Raw genomic sequence first — 22,255 nt, forward strand, 5'->3', positions numbered from 1 at the left:
ACTTTGCAAAAGGCCTTGAATGTTAAAGGTCTTTTTTAATGCATGAATCTTTCATAATTAGCATTTTCAATTCGATTTTCATCATCGTTATTCTTATTTTCCATCTATACCAAATGCATTCATACCCGCCCAACATACTTTGATACACACGACACTACCTGTCGCATATTATTCTAACTTCACCTACAAATACAATGACTTAGCAACATTTTTGGTAAAATAGCCCTTCATCAATTAATTGGTAAAACGCGACTTATGGCAAACATCAATTATGAGAGGTTACAGGGCAAACTCAATATTTTAGCTGATGCTGCTAAGTATGATGTCTCCTGCTCATCCTCCGCTGGTACTCGCAAAAACCAAGGCGGTGGTCTAGGCGATGCCTCAGCAACGGGTATCTGTCACAGCTATACAGAAGATGGTCGCTGCGTCAGCCTATTAAAGATTCTTTTGACCAATCACTGCATTTACGACTGTGCTTATTGCACCTCACGTAAAAGCAATGACACGCCGCGCGCCGCGTTCAGTGTCGAAGAAGTCGTCGACTTGACCATGCAGTTTTACCGCCGTAACTATATCGAAGGGTTATTTCTCAGCTCGGGCATTTTTAAAAGTGGTGACTATACGATGGAGCGACTGGTCGAAGTCGCCAAACTCTTGCGTACGCGTGAACGCTTTAATGGTTACATCCATCTAAAGACCATCCCAGGTGCGTCAAAAGAGCTGCTGCTAGAAGCAGGATTATATGCGGATCGTTTGAGCGTCAATATCGAGATTCCGACCAAATCAGGATTGGCTTTGCTTGCGCCAGAAAAATCGCATGACCAATTAAAAGCACCGATGGAAACGGTAAAAGAAGAAATCATTACTATTCGTGAAAGCCGTAAAACTCACAAAAAAGCGCCTAAGTTCACGCCAGCAGGTCAGACCAGCCAAATGATCGTTGGTGCGAGTAACGAGACTGACTTGCAGGTGATTCAACTATCGAGTCACTTCTACAAAACGTACGATCTCAAGCGGGTCTATTACTCAGGTTATGTACCTATGCTCTCTGACAATCGTTTGCCTGCGATTGGAACGCCTGTGCCGATGGTACGAGAGAATCGTCTGTATCAGGCAGATTGGTTAATGCGCTTTTATGGTTTTGGCGCGCATGAGATTGTGGAGCCGGAGTCACCGTTTTTAGATTTAGACTGCGACCCTAAGCTTGCTTGGGCAATACGCCATCGCGAGCATTTCCCAGTCAATATTCAGACAGCGACTTATGAGATGATTGTACGTATCCCAGGTATCGGTACAAAAACTGCTAAAAAAATCGTCAAAGCACGTAAGTTCAATCAACTGACGCTCTACCATCTAAAAAAGATGGGGGCTGCGGTCAACCGTGCTAAATACTTCATCGCAACCACTGGCAAAAACGAACACCTTGCACATCTAACGCGCGATAATTTCCGTCAGTATGTATTGGCTCAAACGCAGACCAAGTTTAACGATCAACGTACTGGGCAGTTGGCTTTATTTTAGAATGGCTCTAGATAGCATGTGTTAAAAAACCTGCTATCTCGCTAGTGTATTCATGATAGAAATGTAGGATAAAACATGTCAGCACTTATGCAAAATGACTCTTACACTGTCGGTCAATTGACGCCTAGCATTGTACTATATGAGCCTAGCTTTGAAGGTTGGCTGAGTGCGGTGTTTTATGTCTATGCCAATCGTCTACAAAACGATATGTCACTGAAACTAACCGCGCAAGATTGCTATGTGCCATCACTCATCGCTCAGGCGACTAGCGTGGCAACTGATGAGGATAAAGCCGAGCGGGTGTTAGTCAAATTAAATACCTTATTAGGTCGCTCAGGCATGCGAAATATCTTATGGGGTTTTTTATCAGAGAAGGACGATATCGGTACGACATTGTTTCGTGTGGTCAAATACGCCATCGACTACCCTAGTCGTCAGATCATGCAAGATTTGGGTAATTTGGACGTGCTTGAACTAGTGCAGACAGTCAAATCGGTTGGCCGTGAAAAACATCGTATGGAGGCATTTGTACGTTTTGAGCATACGACTGATGATATTTATTTTGCACGTGTAGAGCCTGATTTTAACGTATTGCCATTAATCGGAGAGCACTTTCGTCAGCGCTATCAGGATCAGCACTGGGCGATCTATGATCTGACTCGGGGCTATGGCATCTATTATGATAAAAGTAATAGCACGCCATCACGTCCAGCAAAGCTACAAACCATCACTGATCTTGATGATGCGGTACTACGCAATCCTGCCAGCATCCATAGTCCTGATGAGCAGCGCTATCAAAAATTCTGGCAAGGTTACTTTACCAACGTCAATATCAAAGAGCGCGAGAACCCTAAGCTGCATAAACAATATCTCCCGCAGCGCTACTGGAAATACTTGAGTGAAAAACAAGTACTACCCAATGCTCAGCACTTACAAAAACGACGCTAACGGCTTTTGGTATTTATTAATCCACATCTTACCTCATCTTTTTATCTTGATGGTTGAGTTTTAATCGCTTTTAACTGACAATAGCAAATTGATATTACTAACCGGTGACCAACGCTATTATGAAAGTTATGCGCTTACTGTCGTCTCTAAAGCATGATGAATCCGAGCGCGGCATTTTTCATCTTGGACGAGCATTGGTCAAAAATGAGCATACCTCTATCATTGTCTCCAGTGCCGATGAAGACAACGACTTGGTTAGACGTCTCAAACGTGATGGCAATATTTACCATCAGCTACATGTGAATAAAAAGTCTTGGCTATCGCTATTGCAAGTCTCTGCACTGCGGCATTTGATAGAAAAGTACGAACCTGATGTCATTCATGTACATTCTCGTACCCCTGCATGGATATTGCATTTGGCACTGCGCCGCGCACGTGTCAGGCGTTTTCCCAAACTGGTCTCGACCATGTATGGTTTTTATCCAATCAATAAATACTCTCAGGCTCTACTCAATGTTGATACGATAATCACCGTATCTGATAGTGTCACTCAATATTTAAAAAAAGGACTGCGCATCGAAGACGTAGATCCCAAAGTCATCACGCGTATCTATCGTGGTATCGACACTCGGCGCTACCCTTATCGTCATAATCCTTCGGTTTATTGGTTACGTCATACCTTCGCTGAATACCCTGAGCTTGAGCACAAAAAATGGCTCGTATTCCCAACCGTAATCGGTAACGAGTATGGGCAAGAGTGGCTAATAGATATCTTGGGTAACCTGCAAGAGCAATTCCCCAATATTCACGTCATTATTATGGATGAAGACTATAAAGACGGCGATGTCGCTCATGAAGATTTTCGCCAACGTACCAACAGCTTAGGACTGGCAGAGCGCATTACCTATGTGGGCAGCAAGCGTAATGATATGCGAGAATGGCTATCGGCGGCCAATATTGTCATGGCACTTGCTAATGAGCCCGAGTCAATCGGTATCAATGCCCTACAAGCCATACATCTAGGTACGCCAGTCATTGGCTGGGATCAAGCTGCCTTTAGCGAGATTTTACAACCACTCTACCCGCAAGGACTGGTAAAAAAGTACAATGCCAATGCGCTTTGTAAAGCGGTTAGAAATCAGCTAGAAAGTGTGACGCGCCCTGAAATGACCAACAAATTCACCATGCGTGAGATGATTGAAAAGACGCTTGAAGTATATCAAAGCTTACATGATGCGGCGCTTGCCGAAGAACAAGCAGAAGCAGATGCTATCGCAGTTCGACGCATCAAACGCAGTCTAAAAAAAGCATCTAAACCTGCCCTGAATGTCGCCGTGAAATATATTGAACCTGTTGTTAAGAATCCAAAAATAAAGCTGACTAAAGAAAAATCTAAGACAGCAGATAATGTCGATACGGTAGAAACAACTGAAGACAATCAATAACCATAAGCTAAGCGTTTCATTCGATAGGTAATTTTCTAATCAAAAAAAGGCTACTTCTAAAATGGAAGTAGCCTTTTTTGTTCAATCATCACTGGGCAATATTAAACCTAACGAAATTTAGCTTAGGTTTAATAAGTCGTCGGTGTATGGGCACTTACAATACGAGTGATGCTATCGGTAGGATTAATAAAAGTATGTGGTTGAATGGTATCAATCACATAGCTATCACCTTGATTTAGTAAATAGGTGCTGTCTTCGATACGGATAATAATTTTACCCTCGATGACCGTGCCAATCTCCTCACCTTCGTGAGCGATTTTTTCTTCTGTTGAGCTATTTGGCTGATAGGTCTCGATCAAGAACCCTAAGTTTCTTGTCCTGCTGCAGTTATAGACCTGCTTTAGCGACACTTTGCTATTGGGTTCATTAAGCTCTAATAGATCCTTTGGCGTTACGATCACTCTAGCCTTCGGCTCTTTCCACTCGTCACTAAAAAACGTGGTCAGATCAGAACCCAATACTGTCAAAATCGCCTTTAACGTATTGACCGCTGGACTGACCTTATTGCGCTCAATCGAGCTGATAGACGTGTTCGTCAACCCTGACAGCTTTGCCAATTTACGTTGCGAGTAACCTTTTGCTAGACGCAGCTGGTTAATCTTTTTGCCAATATTTTCTTTCAACGATTCATCTGTCTCAGAAGTCGACGCTGCTTCAGAAGCATTCAATTCATCATCATCGATATCATCTATTTCAATATCAACATCGTTTTCAATGTTATCACTATCAGTGACAGCAGTTTCTGCCTTACTTTTAGTCTTGCTATTCGGTTTGTGGTTCTCTGGCATGGTGAATAAATTCCGTGAATAGAAATTTGGACAAGCTATCTTGCGCATAATTTAACTCAGGATGCCATTGTACACCAATCATAAATGGATGTTGTAACAAGCTGATAGCCTCTACCAGACCATCAGGCGCTAACGCTTCTACGAATAAACGCTCGCCTACCTTACTGATGGCTTGTTTGTGCAATGAGTTGACGTGCCACTTTTCACCAAATGCTGCCAGCCTTCCTTGAGGTTGAATGATGACGTCATGTATTGGCTGATACTGCACCTCAAGCGGCTGGGTATTGTCTTCTAAATGCTGCTCATAAAACCCATCGATATCACGCCAGTCAGGATATAGCGTGCCACCAAAATGAACATTCATCTCTTGCAAACCTCGGCACACAGCAAACAGCGGAATGTTTTTTTCGTCTGCATAAGCCAATAACTTGAAGCTCAGCTCATCACGGCCTAGGTCTTGTTTGGCTTCGGTATGCGTTGCGCCATAACGAGTTGGGGCGACATTGCTATAACTACCGGTCAATAAAATTCCATCTGCTATTTCGAGCAGCGCATCGAAGTTTTCACTGTCAGCAGCTGTATTTGGCAGCAGTATAGGATTACCACCATAAAAGTTTACTGCATCGATATATTTTTGATATACCGCCTGTGCTGGCTGTCCGTCAACCATCTTATGACAAGACACAATAGCAATAATAGGTCTGGAATTTTTCATATCATTTTCCCTCGTTATAACAACTAGACCTAAGCTGTCTATGTTGTCTAATCCCTTATTTAGCTAAAATTTAACACAACGCCTCGTGAAATGTAAACTATAAACTTCATTAATATCGGTATTTGTACTAAAAACCCGTATTTGAGTTATTTTAAGATAATTTTAAATAAAAATTGACAATTATAGTTTTCATCCATATATTAAAAGTCAGCAGCAACGATAACCAACATAGTTTAACTTTTAGACTGAATAAAAACGCCTAAGAGCACAGTCTATAAGTCACTAATATCATTGATAAAAATTTAGCCGTAGTACAAACACCTCAGATTCAACCCGTCATTCATCAAATACTTATTTATTAAGTGTTCGTTATAAATGCCACTAGCAGAGAATTTAGACACCGCAGCCAAAACGTAGTAGCAGTAACAAACCCAGTAATTCTACAAATTCATAGGAAGAACAGACATGATGACAACCAATGGAATGGTCAAATCTGCAAACAGCACAGAGTACGTCTATGTTGCCGCAGGAGATATCAATGGCTTACTTCGTGGTAAGCGCATCCCTTTTGATCAAATGGAAAAAGCAGAAAACGGCGCAATCCGATTACCTCTGTCAATCTTAGGTGTCGATATATGGGGCGCTGATGTCATCGAGTCTTCGCAGTGCAATGGCGATATCGACGCCATTGCCCGTCCAACTGGTCGCGCTGCTTATCCACTTCTCAATACCAGTGCCCCTTCATCACTACTACCTATATGGTTATATACCGAAGACAATGAGCCTTACTACGGTGATGCCCGCCATGTTTTGGACTACATCAGCAAAAAGTTCAAAGCACTGGGACTGACACCAGTGATGGCAACCGAACTAGAGTTTTATTTGGTTGACTATACCGAGGGGGAAACACCCAAGCCACCTATCCGTCCCAAGAGCGGCCTAAGACTAAACAAGACATCCATCTTAAGTATCAATGACCTATTACAATTCGATGAATTTTTAGATGAAGTCTACGAGCAGTGTGAAAAGCTCGATATCCCTGTTGATGCGGCACTGGCGGAAAATGGTTGTGGTCAGTTTGAAATCAATCTATTACACGTCGACGACCCATTAAAAGCTGCTGACGACGCGATTTTGTTTAAACAAGTGGTCAAAGCCGTGGCAGCTCGTCGCAAGCTTACCGCGACCTTTATGGCAAAACCTTTTGGCCTACAGTCTGGCAATGGCTTTCATGTGCATTGCAGCTTATTAGATAAAGATGGCAACAACGTATTCGATGATGGGTCAGATGATGGGTCAGATATGTTGCGTCATGCAGTGGCTGGCCTACTTAAGACCATGTCAGATTGCACCTTATTATTTGCACCGCATGTCAATTCTTACCGCCGCTTTACCCCTGGTACATTAGCCCCAAACAACGTGTCGTGGGGTTATGAGAACCGCACCGCAGCTGTACGTATCCCTGGCGGTGACACCAGAGCACGCCGTATCGAACATCGGGTGTCTGGCGCAGATGCTAATCCTTATCTAGTTTGTAGCGCAGTACTGGCGGGTATGCTGTATGGTATCGAAAACAAGCTTGAAGCACCTGAGCCGATTAACAGCATTACTTATGACGCAGCAGAACTAAAAACACTACCGTTGGACTGGCTCTCAGCCATTCGTCAATTTGAGAGCAGCGATGTGGTTGACTCACTATTTCCAAGCGAGATGATTGAGCTATTGATTGCGGTCAAAAAGCAAGAGGCCAAACGCTTTGCTCAGCAAGTGACCAACCTTGAATACCTCACCTATTTACAGGATGTTTGATATGTCAAATAGTAGCCCAAATAGCAATCAAAGTAGCAATATGGCAACGAACCAAAACCCACCTTCTAACAACACGCGCAATATCCCGCATTACTCGGATAAGGGTCAATACCCTGATAGCTATTATGCAGCCAGTCGCAACCCTAAGCCTGACAGACCAACGCTTAAAAATGATATTCAGGTAGAAATCTGCGTGGTCGGTGGCGGTTATAGCGGCCTATCGACTGCCCTGCACCTTATCGAGACAGATCATGAAGTCGTCGTGCTTGAAGGCGCACAGATTGGTTGGGGCGCATCAGGTCGTAACGGCGGTCAAATCGTCAATGGACTAAATGCCAGCCTGCAAAAAATTAAAAAATCTTATGGTCAACAAAGTGCAGACTTCGTCGGTCAGCTAGTGACTCGCGGTGGCAAAATCATTCGTCGTCTTATTAGCGACTACGATATCAGCTGCGATCTGAAAGAAAAAAACATCTTTGCAGCATTGAATAACGGACAACTAAAAGACTTACAAGAGACGCATGCATTGTGGGAAAGCCACGGTATGCACGACCGAGAAATGCTAGACAAAAATGGCATTCAAGAGCATATCAAGTCAGATGCTTATGTGGGAGGCGTCATCGACCATTCGGGTGGACATTTTCATCCATTGAACCTTTCATTGGGTGAAGCGGCGGCTATCGAAAAAAATGGCGGCACGATTTATGAAAACACCTTAGTCGTAGATATTGAGTACGCTGACGACTCTATCAAAGTCATTACTGAGTTCGGCACGGTAACCTGTAAGCAAGCCGTTCTATGCGGTAACGCTTATCTCAACAAAGTCATTCCTAAACTGACTGATCGCGTGATGCCAGTATCGACGCAGATTATCGCGACCGAGCCATTGGGTGATTTGGCCGATCAACTACTCCCTACTGATGTCTGTGTCGAAGACGTGCGCTACATTCTTGATTATTATCGTCTCTCAGCAGACAAACGTATGTTGTTTGGCGGCGGGACGGTCTACGGCGGTCAAGATCCTGCTGATATCACCGCCAAAATCAGACCCAATATGAATAAAATTTTCCCAGAGCTGCGTGATGTAAAAATCGACTACGCGTGGAGTGGTAACTTTGCCCTGTCTTTCTCTCGTGTACCACAAATGGGCAAACTACATGAGCGCGTATATTTCGCCCATGGCTATAGTGGACACGGCGTAACAGGCTCTCATCTGTTCGGGCAAATCTTGGCTGATGCCATCAATGGAAAAACCAAAGAGTTTGACACCTTTGCACAGATTCCTTGGATTCCATTCCCAGGTGGCAGGGCTCTACGCGTGCCTTACTCTGTCATGGGTTCGTGGTGGTATGCACTAAAAGACACCACCGGCATGTAAATACATGACCAACCTTGCATAAAAGCGGTCGACATAGACAACGCTTTTATCATGAAAACTACTGTTGCCTTGACCTATCACAGTAATGGATTGCTGTGATAGGAAGCTCGATAGAAAGTTGATTCGCTACTGTCTATCGAGCATCAACCACCGAATAGAGTTTGTTTTAAAAAATGAGGTTCTACAGGGAGCGCAAGTATGAACATGAAACTCAATGATGCTGTCGAAGGGCACTATCATAACAAGCGAGTCTTTCTCACCGTAATAGTAGCCGTCGTCATCTATCTGGCCTTTGCTTGGCTATCCATGAGCCGTGGTCCAGATGAATCTTGGGGTGCTTTATCTTTATTACCCACATTATTAGTATTAGTCACCGCCATTGTCTCTAGGCGACCATTTGAATCCATGATTGCAGGCTGCGTCGCTGGCCTTGTGATGCTCAACCCCTTTGATCTGGTTTCCCCCTTTGCAGACAATATGTCGATGGTCTTGGGCAACGAGACCATTATCTGGATTGTCCTCGTCTGTGGTCTGATGGGCGGGTTAATTCAGCTCCTTGAAATCAGTGGCTGCCTCGACGGTTTTAGTGAATGGCTACAAAAAATCATCAAGTCGCGTCGTCAGTCGTTATTGGCCACTTTTGCTTTGGGTGTCGTGGTCTTTATCGATGATTACTTGAACTGCTTGGCCGTATCCACCTCCGTCAAAAAACTCACAGATGTGTATGGCGTCTCTCGGGAGAAACTGGCCTATATCGTCGACTCCACCGCTGCCCCTATGTGTGTGATCGTTCCTATCTCTACTTGGGCCGTCTACTTTGCAGGCCTATTAGAAGAAAATGGCGTGGCCACAGAAGGTGAAGGTCTTGGCCTTTATATCAGCGCTATTCCCTATATGGCGTATGCTTGGTTCGCTCTCCTAATCGTATTCTTGGTTGCTTACGGCATATTAGGTGACTGGGGACCGATGAAAAGAGCCGAGAAACGCGCTAAGGCTGGCAAACCTGTCCCTGAAGCGTTTGTAGAAGAGCAGCTGGTCTCAAATGTCCAAGCCAAACGTAAATTATCGTTCAAAGCCAATATCGCCAACTTTGCCTTCCCAATGATCTTACTCATTGTCTCAACCATTTACTTTGAAGTCGATCTGTTACGCGGGGCATTATTAACCTGTTTTGTGACTGTCGTTGTCTATTGGATGCAGGGTATTTTGAGCTTTGAGACGCAAGTAGAGTCTATCTTTAAAGGCTTTAAAGTCATGCTCTATCCACTCTCGACCGTTATTGGTGGCTTTTTCTTAAAAGCAATCAACGATGAGCTTGGTATGACCATGTATGTGATTGAAGCTATCACGCCTTATATGACCATTATTATCTTCCCTGCGGTTATCTTCGCGGTCATGGCATTCTTAACCTTTGCTACTTCATCAAGCTGGGGTCTATACGTGTTGGCGATGCCTATCGTGTTCCCAATATCGCTCGCCCTTGGCGTGAGCACACCACTTATGATTGGCGCATTGTTATCAGCCTCATCATTCGGTAGTCATGCGTGTTTCTTTAGTGATTCATCATTACTTGCCGCGCAAGGTGCTGGCTGCTCACCCATGCAGCATGCCTTTACCCAGTTCCCGTATGCGATGTTAGGTGCAGGACTGTCCGTCGTGACCTTCTTAGGATTGGGCTATATGATGGCTTAAGCCAATAAAACATGAGCTAAACTATTGTCGCTATACACTAACGAATGATGAGAAATAATTCGTTAGCCAATACGAAACACCCTTGTATAGGGTACTTCCTAATAAATATGATGAGGATTTAGAGTATGCGAAACGTTACTGTGGCGACCACGCAAATGAAATGTGGTTGGGATATCCAGCAAAACATTGCGACCGCGACTGACTTGGTCAAAAAAGCGGCTAATGATGGTGCCAATATTATCTTGCTACAAGAATTGTTTGAGACACCCTACTTCTGCCAAGTTCATGACTTTGATTATTTTAAGCTTGCAACTTCAGTCGAAGATAATGCAGCTATCAATCACTTCAAAAAACTGGCAAAAGAGTTAGAAGTGGTACTGCCGATTAGCTTTTATGAAAAATCAGGCAATACATTCTTTAATAGCATCACTGTGATCGATGCTGATGGCGAGATACTGGGCACTTATCGCAAAACGCACATACCAGATGGCATTCCTTATGCCGAAAAGTTCTACTTTACCCCTGGTGATACAGGGTTTAAGGTTTGGCAAACCAAATACGCTAAGATTGGTGTCGGTATCTGCTGGGATCAGTGGTTCCCTGAATGCGCCCGTAGTATGGCATTGATGGGTGCCGAGTTGCTGTTTTACCCAACTGCCATTGGTGATGAGCCAACACTTGGTATCGACTCAAAAAGTCATTGGCAGCGCTGTATGCAAGGCCATTCCGCCGCCAGCCTGATGCCAGTTATCGCAGCCAATCGCATTGGCACAGAAACCATCAGCCAAAATGGCAATGACAGCACGATGCAGTTTTATGGTAGCTCGTTCATTACCGACGGCCGCGGCGACATCATAAAAGAAGCGTCAGCAGATACTAGCGAAGTGATTAGTACTACCTTTGATTTAGATCAACTGGCTATCGATCGCCAGCAATGGGGAGTGTTCCGTGACCGTCGTCCATCGATGTATGGCACGCTGCTCACTCACGGTTAACCTACTATCCGTCTCTTTAGTTTACTCTCACTATTTTTATAGTCGCTCGTGTACGATAAGGTAATTTTATGTCTATATTACTGACAGACTCAACCCCGCAGCAAGATGGCTTTTACATGCCAGCAGAGTTTGAGCCAATACAAAAAGTATGGATGGTCTGGCCATACCGTGCTGATAACTGGCGACAACAAGCTGTCCCTGCCAAGAAGGCTTATGCTGATGTTGCACTGGCAATTAACAAGTTTTGTGAAGTTGGCGTACTGGTTAATCCTGACGATTATCAGCAGTGCCGCGATAGCTTACTTGATGATATCGACGTTATCTCTATGCCTAGCAACGATGCGTGGGCACGTGATACCGTGCCGACATTTTTAATCAATGACGCAGGCGAGCTACGCGCTTGTGATTGGACATTCAATGCGTGGGGCGGAGACTATGATGGCCTTTACTCACCATGGGATGACGATGATAAGCTCGCAGAACGCTTGTGTGAGCAGTTAGATATTCCACGTTATCGAACGGATGATTTTGTCATGGAAGGCGGCGCGTTTCATGTCGATGGTGAGGGCACGGTTTTGACCACGCGTATGTGCCTGCTAAGCCCGGGGCGCAATCCTCATCTGAGCGAGCAGCAAATCGAGGACAAGCTAAAAGCCTATCTCAATGTCCAAAAAGTGCTTTGGATTGATGATGGTATCGATCCTGATGAGACTACAGGTCATATCGATGATATCGCTTGCTTTGCGCGCCCTGGTGAAGTGGTTTGCTTATTCACTGATGATCCTGAAAATCCATTCTATGAAGCAACGCAAAAAGCCTATAAGCAGCTCTCAAATATGATTGACGCAAAAGGCAGACGTCTAACAGTCCATAAGCTGTGCTGTACCCAGCAGCCAGTGACCTTGCCTGATGATTATGACATTGTACAGTCTGATGACGCCAAACCTCGCCTAACGGGTGATGTTTGTATCGCCTCATATGCCAACTTTTTGATTTGTAATGATGCGGTCATCGTACCGCAATATGATGATATAAATGATGCACTCGCCATCGAGCAGCTTGAAAAAGTCTTTCCTCAGCATCAGGTAGTGGGAGTACGAACAAGAGAGATTGTTTTTGGTGGCGGTAATATTCACTGTATTACGCAGCAGCAACCAAAACCATCGATCAAAAGCAATAACTAAAAGCATTAATCAAAAGCTTTAATTAAAAGCACCCGCATAAAAATATAGACCCAAATGGATTTTGAACCCAATAATATTTCAAAATAAAGGACATAATATGAGCGATTATCAAGTTAATAACCCAGCCACTGGCGAAATAGAAGCCACTTACCCTACCGCCACTGAACAAGACATCCAACAAGTCATTGAGCAAGCAGATACCGCTTATCAAGACTGGCGTAAAGTGCCATTAAATGAGCGCAGTGCACTACTGCATAAAATCGCTGATATCTATCTTGAGCGTCAAGACGAGCTATCACGTATCGTTGCCAACGAGATGGGTAAACCTGTTGCCCAAGCAAAAGGCGAGATCGGTCTGGTTGCTGATATCTACCGCTACTATGCAGACAACGCTGAGCAGCTACTAGCGCCAAACACTATTGATGTAGACTCAGGGTCAGCGTCGGTAGAAAAACACCCTGTAGGCGCGCTATTAGGTATCATGCCGTGGAACTATCCGCATTACCAAGTAGCCCGTTTTGTCGCGCCGAACTTTATGGCAGGTAATACAATTATTCTAAAGCACGCACCGCAGTGTCCAAACACCGCAGAAGTTATCGTCGATATCTTTAAAGATGCAGGCGTGCCTGAAGGCGTTTATAACAATATCTTTGCAACCAATGAGCAATCAGCGACCATTATCAATGACACACGCGTACAAGGTGTCTCGCTAACAGGTTCTGAACGCGCAGGACAAGCCGTTGCAAAAGAAGCTGGCGGCGCACTCAAAAAAGTCGTTTTAGAATTGGGCGGTTCAGATGCCTTTATCGTCGCAGCCGATGCCGATATCGAGCAAGCGATACAAGGCGCTATCTCTGGTCGTTTTGGTAATACTGGACAAGCCTGTAACGCCGCCAAGCGTTTGATCGTTATTGAATCAGTCTATGACAAATTTGTCGAAGGCTTTACTAATGCAGTCAGCAACATGACTTTGGCCGACCCACTTAAAGAAGATACGTTCATTGGCCCAATGTCATCAAAAGCCGCGGCGGTCAACTTGCAAGCGCAGTTAGACAGCGCTATCCAAGCAGGGGCGACAGTATTGGTAGAAGGCGGTATGGACAAAGACAAGCCTGGTGCTTGGTTTAAGCCTGCGGTACTGACAGATGTGACTGAATCAATGAAGGTGTATCGTGAAGAGCTGTTTGGTCCTGTAGCAGTCGTCTACAAAGCAAATGATATCGAACATGCTATCAAGATTGCCAACGATGTGCCTTTCGGTTTGGGTGCGTCTATCCAAACGCAAGATGCGGCACTGGCTGCTGAAATCGCAGACAAACTAGAAGTGGGTATGGTCACTATCAATGCGCCTTCTGGTTCTGAGGCCAATACGCCATTTGGCGGTGTGAAACGTTCAGGCTTTGGCCGTGAGCTTGGCACCCTTGGTATCACCGAGTTCTTAAATTATAAACTTATCCGTGATAAGTCTTAATAGATTAAAACCTTAGTTGAATGAAAAAAGCTTAACGTTTGACGTTAGGCTTTTTTATGAAAGCTAATTAAAGTACTTCTACTTTTTATATGGATTTTCTTTTAACCATTGCTGGTTAACGATTTTAAGCTCATGCAGCTCATGATCCATAATCTCTTTACTCTTACCAGGATTTTTCATCGTAGCATAACCGTACAATACGCCACCAAGTACGATCCAGCCAAGGAAAATCCACCACTCAATAGCGACCAGTGCTGATGGCATACCTGGTAGATATAGCGCCAACATACCAAGACTGAGGATAATAGTGATAATACCAACCAATTTACCTGCTGGTACTCTAAACGGACGTACCATATCGGGCTCACGGTAGCGCAGCACTAAGAATGAAAGAGCCACACAAGTATAAGCAATGACGATACCGAACCCGCCAGCATCCACAATCCATACCAGCATTTTGCGACCAAATAATGGAGCAAGTGTCGCGAGACCACCGATCAATAAAATCGCATTGACGGGCGTATTATATTTCGGATGCAGTTTGCATAGAAACTGTGGCAACATGTGCGTTTTTCCCATAGCATATAGCAGACGACTACCACCGATAAGAAACGCATTCCAGCTCGATAAAATACCTAGCACACCGCCAATAACTAGCAAGGTGCCTGCCCATTTACCATTCCAAGCATTGGTCATCGCATCAGCAGTAGCCAATGTTGAGTCTTGCGCTTGTAATAGCGGTAAAGTCTTACCTACACTCCAAGCGACTGCTACATACCAAAGCACCGCAATAATAATAGAGACGATCAAAAACTTACCGATGTTCGGACGAGATAGATTGATTTCTTCTGCAGCTTGCGGAATAACATCGAAGCCAACGAACAAGAACGGTACCATCACCATCACCGTCATGATGCCACCCATACCGCCAATAAAGTTAGGCGCTTGTACGGTATTAGAGGTCTCAGGACTAAACAGTAATGCACCCACGAACAGTAATATACCTACACAGAAAATACCCACGACTGCCAGCTTTTGAAACCAAGCACTCACTTCCATACCGCGTATATTTAGCCATGTGACGATCACTGAGCCGAGCATCCCGACGCCTACCCAAGTGGCGTAAACATCCCAGCCAGCAACATTCCAAAGATACCCTTGGCTATAATTGGGAATAATGTATTCGACGACGGTGGGCAGTGCCACGGCTTCGAACGCAACGACTGAGAAGTAACCAAACAAAATACTCCATGAGCAAATAAAGGAGACATTCACCCCTAGTGCTCGGTGAGTATAAGTATGCTCACCGCCAGTAATTGGCATAGAGGCCGCAAGTTCAGCATACGTCACACCAATCAATACAACTACCAGACCGCCTATCAAAAAGGCGCTAATTGCGCCCCATATACCTGCCGAGATTATCCAACTACCTGCCAGTACAACCCAGCCCCAACCGACCATTGCACCGAATGCCAGTGCAATGATATCGAACACCCCTAGCGACTTTTTTAATTCAGACATAACCTACTCCTTGTCTGTGTTTCATCCGTGTGAACCTGTTACAGTTACACTATTTTTGTTTAATGGGATCATACCCATCATGTTTGTTGTGTCTGTCGCGTCGCCGAAAAACTTGTATTTGCCGTCGGTATAGTATTTAAACAGCAAAAACAAAAACGGCGTCTTGACTTGCAAGGCGCCGTTAAAAAACTCACTCAAAGCGAGTGTTATAAGGGCAACCTTGCCGTTATCTTTCATACAATCTTTTAACCAATATCGGTACTTGAACTAGCTGTACTTGGTTAAAAGCGATCCATCGCTAAAGTAAATAACACTCAGTATTGCTTATGCCGTTAGAATACCTTTGATAATATCAAGGCCTTCTTGTAGCACTTCATCTTCAACCGTCAATGGCACCATCACACGGATAGCATTGCCATACATGCCACAAGACGCTAGTAGCAAACCTTGCTCAAATGATTTTGCTTTTAGATTGGCTGCGGCGGCGGCATCAGGTTTGCCTTCGCTATCAATCAATTCAAACGCTAGCATAGCGCCTTTATAACGGATATGACCGATACTGCTTAGGTTTAAGCCTTTTAAGAACGCGGCGATGGTATCACCAATCACCACACTACGCTCAAGTAAGTTCTCTTCTTCAATAACTTCCATAACAGCAAGCGCCGCCACACAAGCAAGTGGGTTACCAGAATAAGTACCGCCCAAGCCGCCTACTTGCGGCGCATCCATAATGTCAGCACGGCCAATGACCGCAGAGATAGGATAGCCGCCAGCTAAGCTCTTAGCAGTTGTCATCAAATCAGGCTCGACACCTAATTGCTCACCTGCAAACAAGGTACCGGTTCTCGCGAAACCACACTGTACTTCGTCAAAAATAAGCACGATGCCATGCTCATCACAAATCTCGCGCAATGCTTTGGCGAATGAAGGCGTTACCTGATGGAAACCACCCTCGCCTTGGACTGGCTCAATGATCATTGCAGCCACCTCACTAGGATCGATATCTGCTTGGAAGATCATGTCAAGGCTGTGTAATGCTTGCGCTTCTGTTACGTTCAACTCTTCTGCAGGGAACAACGCATGGAATACAGGTCCTGGCATCGGGCCAAAGTTCTTTTTGTATGGCAATACTTTGCCTGTCAGGCTCATACACATCATGGTACGACCATGCCAACCACCAACAAAAGAGATCACGCCTGGACGACGGGTTTTAGCACGAGCAATCTTGATACAGTTTTCAACGGCTTCTGCGCCAGTGGTCAAAAAGAATGCTTTAGTATCGCCGCTGATAGGCGCTTTTTCGCATAGCTTTTCAGCCAAATCCACATAGCATTCGTAGTTAATCATTTGCGCCGCAGTGTGTGTAAATTTGTCTAGCTGCTCATGGACACGTTGGGTAATTTTTGGATGGCTATGACCCGTGTTCAATACTGAGATACCACCGACAAAGTCGATATAACGCTTGCCTTCGATGTCCCAGATTTCTGAGTTCTTTGCTTTTTCTGCAAAGATAGGAAAGGCAACCCCAAGTCCTGTTGGTAAAACAGCTTTGCGGCGCTCAAGTAATGATTGATTGGTAGTCGTCATGGGAATGTCCTTTTCTTTGTTCGTAACATAAGTGCCATCTAGAGATTGGCGGTTTATTTGATGTTTATCTTTGTACTCAGTAGATATCAAATGGTGTTTATTTGACCCAAAACACCACAGATATCCAAAAATTCTTGCTAATTGATACTTTATTAATTGTTACTTTGCTAACCATTAATCCAACTCATTACGTTATGGCTATTAGGTGATATCAGAGCACCAGTATTTGGTCGTGATATAGTCTTCGATACCATATTTTGAACCTTCACGGCCAAAGCCAGACTGCTTCACACCGCCAAATGGGGCAACTTCGGTAGAAATTAGACCAGTATTATGACCGATGATGCCGTACTCAAGACCTTCGGTAACGCGCCATGAGCGGGCATAGTCGCTACTATAGAAGTAAGCGGCCAAGCCATAGATAGTATCGTTAGCAGCACGGATAACTTCTGCTTCGTCTTTGAAGGTAAAGATGGTTGCAATTGGTCCAAAAATTTCTTCAGAGGCGATGTCCATATCGCTACTAATATCGGTGATAACCGTTGGGTTATAAGTCAGTTCTGAAGCATCATTGATACTACCGCCAGTGACCAGCTTTGCGCCTTTATCTAGCGCGTCTTTTAGCAAGGCTTGGACTTTATCTAACGCTTTTTTGTTGATAAGAGGACCAATATCGACGCCCTCTTCTAGGCCGTTACCTACTTTTAATTCAGCGACTTTTTTGACAAATACGTCTAAGAATTTATCTTTGATGCTGTCTTGAACGTATACGCGGTTGGCGCAGACACAAGTCTGACCAGCGTTACGATATTTAGAAGCGATTAAACCAGCAGCGGCTTTTTCTAGATCAGCATCATCAAAGACGATAAATGGCGCATTGCCACCCAGCTCTAACGATAGCTTCTTAATAGTCGGTGCACACTGTGCCATCAACGTACGGCCTACTTCTGTAGAGCCTGTGAATGACAATTTATGAATGCGAGCATCACCCGTTAGGATGTCGCCGATGACAGAAGACTTACCGGTTACGACCTGAATGACGCCAGCTGGAATGCCCGCTTGCTCTGCCAACACACCAAGTGCCAATGCAGAGTAAGGTGTCTCAGTAGCAGGTTTGACGATAATCGTACAGCCTGCTGCTAGTGCAGGAGCAACTTTGCGCGTGATCATCGCGGCTGGAAAGTTCCAAGGCGTGATAGCGGCACAAACACCGACTGGCTGCTTGAGAACGACATGACGTAGCTGTGTGCTATTAGCAGGAATCACATCACCATAGACGCGCTTGCCTTCTTCGGCAAACCAGCGGATAAAACTGTTGGCATAACCCACTTCACCACGTGATTCAGTCAGCGGCTTGCCTTGCTCAGCGGTCATAATGATGGCCAAATCTTCTTTATTGGCATCGATTAGATCAGCCCACTTTTGCAATAACTCTGCACGCTCTTTGGCTGTTTTTGCTGCCCAGTCTGCTTGAACGTCATGAGCATAAGCAACGGCTTCATTGACATCTTCTGTGGTGAGGCTTGGTACAGTACCAATGAGCTCACCATTAAAAGGGTTGTTGACATCAAGCACAGCTTCATCACTAGCAGCATGCCAGCCGTCTTTGATGAAGCAAGATTGTTTGAGTAAATCTGGATTTGATAACTGCAGCGCGTGTGACATGTTGACGCTCCTTGTCATATAGGATGTATTTATAAGAATGGATACATTAGTAAGTCGTAAATAATTATTGATAATTTATTATTTGTTCAATATACTGAACACGTATTCTATATACGAGACGTCATTATAAGAACGATATGACGCGATTTGCAACCCTTAATCTCATTATTTTAAAAATTATCTTGTACTTCTTTCTTTTATTTCATTTTTACTTCATTTCTATAGGTTACTTATGAGCTCGACTGCCGTGCCTGCGCTAGACAAAACGTTTCAGATTTTGGACTTGATTACCGATAGCTCACAGCCTTTGACAGCGGCTCATATCGCCAAGGAACTGGGGCTACCGCGTAGCTCCACTCACAATATTTTGCAAAGTCTATTAACCAAACATGTCATTTATAAAGACCCTGAAAGCCGTTTTTATTTGGGTTCATATTTGATGTATTGGGCAGGCAAGTACGAGCAGCAGCAAGGCGTGGTACAGTTGTTTAAAGATTTGATTGTGCAGTATCCGGTACTTCTTCAGCACACAGTGACCTTGTCAAAACTGGACTTGGGAGAAGTGGTATTTTTGGCTTGTCATGAGTCCCCTGCGCCGCTTGGCTTTACTTTTCGAGCAGGCGTTCGTGTACCTGCAGTATTTTCGGCGACAGGCAAAGCCATGCTATCGACGTTGTCGATGGACAGTATCAAATCATTGTATAAAGATGCGTTTCCGACGCCTATGACCCAGCATGGGGTCAATAATTTTACCGATTTGAAAACTGAGCTTGCAGCGATACAAGAAAGCCGAGTATCGCTCGATGATGGACAACTGCGCGATGGGATGTACTGCTTGGGCACTTATATCCGTAATGCATCAGGCAATGCGGTCGCTGGTATGGCGGTGAGTTTTTTGCAAGGAGAGTATGAGTCTAAACGGGCTGAGGTCAGTGCGGTATTGATTGAATTGGCCGAGCAAATTGAGCAGCATTTAGGCTTTACTGCGAATTGATAAATGATAGAAGTTTGTAGAAAATAGGTCGCAGAGTGTGACGGTAAACTCTGTGACCTATTTTGGATGTTTTTAGTTTTATTTAAATACTACTGCCGTTATTGCTGTTCTCGTCCATCAGTCCTAATAGGAATGCTTGTAGATTATCATTGAGCTTTTGAATGTAATAACCACCTTCCACTAAGACGATCAATGGCTTGTTTAGCGCTTTCATTTTTTGTGCCAATATTTTAAACCCTTCTGTACTGACGGCACATCTTGCTTCTGGATCGTTTTCGTAGACATCAAAGCCCAGTACGTGAACTATCACATCAGGATCAAATAACGCCACCACCTCAATAGATTTATCAACATAGTCAAAGAAACCTGCTTCATCAGTACCATGTGGCATCGGGAAATTGATGTTGTAACCTTCGCCTTTCCCAATTCCCTTTTCAAACGCATGACCAGTCACTGCTGGATAAAAGTTAACAGGATCGCCGTGTACCGAGGTATAGAGCACGTCTTTACGGTCGTAGAATATTTCTTGGATACCTTGTCCGTGATGCATGTCCGTATCTATAATGGCGATTTTTGCGTATTTCTGCCGTAGATGTTCGGCGATGATGGCAGCATTATTAAGATAGCAAAATCCGCCCGCAGTACTCTTGCGCGCATGATGACCCGGCGGCCGTGAAAAGCAAAGCTGAATATGATTGTCAGCACGCTCAGCGTCTGTTGGCTTATCATTTAGCAGTGCTTCGGCTGCGTTAAGTGCTGTTTGCGCCGACCAATAAATAGATGTCCAAGAATGTTCGCTGATGGGCGCACTGTCATCCGCTTGATACTTCGCCGCTTTTGCCATGATGCCTATACCGGGATTATCATACGGCATAAAAATTCCTGTCTGCACCTGCGCGCCCAAATCTTCCTCTACTGCCATCCATTCATCATAGCCATGCTTAAGAAATTCAACATAACCGAAGTCATGAACCGCCAATATTGGTGCGATGCCGATATCGGTGGCAGTAGTCACTTCTAAGCCTAAAGCCGCTGGCGCTTTTGAAAACTCGACCATACGTTCTGGTATTTCTAACGGCTCATGCATCTTTCCATAAGAAAAATAAGGTAATGGTCTATGCAGACTTAGGTTTTCATGGCTGTATATTTTCATGCATCACATTCCTTGTTTGACACTACTTGGTTTTACATTATTTTATTAAAGAAATTCCATTTCCTAGCTTTTTTGTTTAGTTTCTATCACTGTAAATATAAGGCTATTGACGCTACTTTAAATAATCCCATCGGCTTTTAGCTTAGCAATCATCTCACTGTCATAACCCAAATCAGCCAGTATGCTATCAGTATGCTCGCTTAACTGCGGTGGCGGCGTACGATAGCTAATTGGTGATGCGGATAACTTGATAGGGTTACCAAGTGCGCGTACTGGACTGCCTTGCTCGGTGAAATTAACAATCATATTCCTTGCTTGCGCTTGCGGCATAGCCAAGGCTTCAGCCACATTATGAATCGCGCCGCATGGAATACCTGCTTGATCTAAAACCTCTAGCCAATAGGTACGTGGCTGCTTGGCAAATTGCTTAGTCAGCTCACCGCACAGCAGTTCGCGGTTGGCAACGCGTTGTGGATTGGTCGCAAAGCGCTCATCGGTATGCCAATCAACTGCAAGCACCTCACACAGTTTGGCAAATTGACTGTCGTTACCACAGGCTAAAATAAAGTGCTGCTCACCCTCGCCAGCAAATACTTGATACGGCACGATATTAGGATGCTGATTGCCCAACCTTGGCGGTATCTTATCGGATGCCAAATGATTCATACCGACATTGGCTAGCATGGCGAGCGCGCTATCAAGTAATGCCACATCGACGTGTTGTCCAAGTCCAGTATTTTGACGCGCCAGCAGTGCCGCTTGAATACCAATCGTCAACTGTAAACCTGCAAACAAATCAACCACTGCCACGCCAACTTTGTGCGGCTCGCCATCGCTTGGACCCGTGATACTCATCAGCCCTGACAATCCTTGGATAATATAATCATAGCCGGGGCGTTTGGCATCGGGACCTGTCTGCCCAAAGCCTGTCAATGACGCATAAATCAGCCGCGGATTGTCTTGTTTTAAGCTGTCATAATCCAAGCCGTATTTTTTCAGACCACCGACTTTGAAGTTTTCGACCAAAATATCACTCTCAGCGATCAGCTGCTTAATGATGGTTTGCCCTGTCGGTGTAGTGATATCAACCGTCAGCGATTTTTTATTGCGGTTAATCGTAGCGTAATAAGCGGAGGTGTCATCGCTGAATGTTGGCGGTGCCCAATGACGCGTTTCATCACCGATATGAGGACGCTCAACCTTGATGACTTCGGCACCAAGATCAGCAAGTACTTGTGTACAAGAAGGGCCAGCCAGCACTCTCGATAAATCGAGCACCTTGATACCATGCAATGCGCCCTTTGGCATATTAGCCATATCAATCAT

18 protein-coding genes are annotated in these 22,255 nt (G+C 44.6%); 10 read left to right on the forward strand and 8 right to left on the reverse strand.

Features of this window, described 5'->3' with window-relative positions; translation table 11 throughout:
• Window positions 1–255 precede the first annotated feature (255 nt).
• The 3 genes from DXK30_RS02145 to DXK30_RS02155 all read left to right on the forward strand — a co-directional run bounded on the left by DXK30_RS02145 (window position 256) and on the right by DXK30_RS02155 (window position 3,917).
• Window positions 256–1,524: a putative DNA modification/repair radical SAM protein gene (locus tag DXK30_RS02145; protein ID WP_057760729.1), complete on the forward strand. Its 1,269-nt coding sequence runs from the start codon at window positions 256–258 to the stop codon at window positions 1,522–1,524.
• A 75-nt stretch (window positions 1,525–1,599) separates the two neighbouring features.
• Window positions 1,600–2,472 (forward strand): TIGR03915 family putative DNA repair protein, encoded by an 873-nt coding sequence (locus DXK30_RS02150; RefSeq protein WP_114700264.1) that lies wholly within the window; start codon window positions 1,600–1,602, stop codon window positions 2,470–2,472.
• A 119-nt stretch (window positions 2,473–2,591) separates the two neighbouring features.
• Window positions 2,592–3,917: a glycosyltransferase family 4 protein gene (locus DXK30_RS02155; RefSeq protein WP_114700265.1), complete on the forward strand. Its 1,326-nt coding sequence runs from the start codon at window positions 2,592–2,594 to the stop codon at window positions 3,915–3,917.
• Window positions 3,918–4,045: 128 nt separating this feature from the next.
• On the opposite strand, the gene DXK30_RS02160 is transcribed toward DXK30_RS02155, so the two are convergent.
• Window positions 4,046–4,765, reverse strand: coding sequence for a cupin domain-containing protein (locus DXK30_RS02160; RefSeq protein WP_114700266.1), 720 nt, complete (start codon window positions 4,763–4,765; stop codon window positions 4,046–4,048).
• A complete protein-coding gene (locus DXK30_RS02165; protein WP_114700267.1) occupies window positions 4,740–5,480 on the reverse strand; it encodes a gamma-glutamyl-gamma-aminobutyrate hydrolase family protein in 741 nt (246 codons plus the stop codon). Before DXK30_RS02165 ends, DXK30_RS02160 begins: the two co-directional genes overlap by 26 nt.
• 465 nt (window positions 5,481–5,945) lie before the next feature.
• On the opposite strand from DXK30_RS02165, the gene DXK30_RS02170 reads away from it, so the two are divergent.
• The 6 genes from DXK30_RS02170 to DXK30_RS02195 all read left to right on the forward strand — a co-directional run bounded on the left by DXK30_RS02170 (window position 5,946) and on the right by DXK30_RS02195 (window position 14,009).
• Window positions 5,946–7,289, forward strand: a complete 1,344-nt coding sequence (locus DXK30_RS02170; RefSeq protein ID WP_114700268.1) for a glutamine synthetase family protein — start codon at window positions 5,946–5,948, stop codon at window positions 7,287–7,289.
• Between the two features lies 1 nt (window position 7,290).
• Window positions 7,291–8,667: an NAD(P)/FAD-dependent oxidoreductase gene (locus tag DXK30_RS02175; protein ID WP_227670664.1), complete on the forward strand. Its 1,377-nt coding sequence runs from the start codon at window positions 7,291–7,293 to the stop codon at window positions 8,665–8,667.
• A gap of 198 nt (window positions 8,668–8,865) precedes the next feature.
• Entirely contained in the window at window positions 8,866–10,359 is a 1,494-nt protein-coding gene (locus DXK30_RS02180; RefSeq protein ID WP_114700269.1) for a Na+/H+ antiporter NhaC family protein, read from the forward strand.
• Window positions 10,360–10,484: 125 nt separating this feature from the next.
• Entirely contained in the window at window positions 10,485–11,354 is an 870-nt protein-coding gene (gene aguB / locus DXK30_RS02185) for an N-carbamoylputrescine amidase (RefSeq protein WP_114700270.1), read from the forward strand.
• A gap of 68 nt (window positions 11,355–11,422) precedes the next feature.
• Window positions 11,423–12,538, forward strand: coding sequence for an agmatine deiminase (gene aguA, locus DXK30_RS02190; protein WP_114700271.1), 1,116 nt, complete (start codon window positions 11,423–11,425; stop codon window positions 12,536–12,538).
• Window positions 12,539–12,635: 97 nt separating this feature from the next.
• A complete protein-coding gene (locus DXK30_RS02195; RefSeq protein ID WP_114700272.1) occupies window positions 12,636–14,009 on the forward strand; it encodes an NAD-dependent succinate-semialdehyde dehydrogenase in 1,374 nt (457 codons plus the stop codon).
• 78 nt (window positions 14,010–14,087) lie between these two features.
• Here DXK30_RS02195 and DXK30_RS02200 read toward each other — a convergent pair whose 3' ends face one another.
• The 4 genes from DXK30_RS02200 to DXK30_RS02215 all read right to left on the reverse strand — a co-directional run bounded on the left by DXK30_RS02200 (window position 14,088) and on the right by DXK30_RS02215 (window position 18,782).
• Window positions 14,088–15,530, reverse strand: coding sequence for an APC family permease (locus tag DXK30_RS02200; protein WP_114700273.1), 1,443 nt, complete (start codon window positions 15,528–15,530; stop codon window positions 14,088–14,090).
• Between the two features lie 21 nt (window positions 15,531–15,551).
• Window positions 15,552–15,767, reverse strand: coding sequence for a hypothetical protein (locus DXK30_RS02205; protein WP_114700274.1), 216 nt, complete (start codon window positions 15,765–15,767; stop codon window positions 15,552–15,554).
• A gap of 87 nt (window positions 15,768–15,854) precedes the next feature.
• Window positions 15,855–17,117 carry a 4-aminobutyrate--2-oxoglutarate transaminase gene (gene gabT, locus DXK30_RS02210; RefSeq protein WP_114700275.1) on the reverse strand — a complete coding sequence of 421 codons (1,263 nt, stop codon included), beginning with the start codon at window positions 17,115–17,117 and terminating at the stop codon, window positions 15,855–15,857.
• A 201-nt stretch (window positions 17,118–17,318) separates the two neighbouring features.
• The gene (locus DXK30_RS02215; RefSeq protein WP_114700276.1) at window positions 17,319–18,782 is read right to left on the reverse strand and encodes an NAD-dependent succinate-semialdehyde dehydrogenase; all 1,464 of its coding nucleotides are present in this window, start codon (window positions 18,780–18,782) and stop codon (window positions 17,319–17,321) included.
• A gap of 232 nt (window positions 18,783–19,014) precedes the next feature.
• Here DXK30_RS02215 and DXK30_RS02220 point away from each other — a divergent pair, with 232 nt between their 5' ends.
• Complete coding sequence (locus DXK30_RS02220) at window positions 19,015–19,776, forward strand: IclR family transcriptional regulator (protein WP_114700277.1); 762 nt, start codon at window positions 19,015–19,017, stop codon at window positions 19,774–19,776.
• A gap of 82 nt (window positions 19,777–19,858) precedes the next feature.
• On the opposite strand, the gene DXK30_RS02225 is transcribed toward DXK30_RS02220, so the two are convergent.
• Window positions 19,859–20,929, reverse strand: a complete 1,071-nt coding sequence (locus DXK30_RS02225) for a histone deacetylase family protein (protein ID WP_114700278.1) — start codon at window positions 20,927–20,929, stop codon at window positions 19,859–19,861.
• 117 nt (window positions 20,930–21,046) lie between these two features.
• The gene (locus tag DXK30_RS02230) at window positions 21,047–22,255 is read right to left on the reverse strand and encodes a CaiB/BaiF CoA transferase family protein (RefSeq protein ID WP_114700664.1); all 1,209 of its coding nucleotides are present in this window, start codon (window positions 22,253–22,255) and stop codon (window positions 21,047–21,049) included.

This window comes from Psychrobacter proteolyticus (assembly GCF_003350005.1).
GTDB lineage: Bacteria > Pseudomonadota > Gammaproteobacteria > Pseudomonadales > Moraxellaceae > Psychrobacter > Psychrobacter proteolyticus.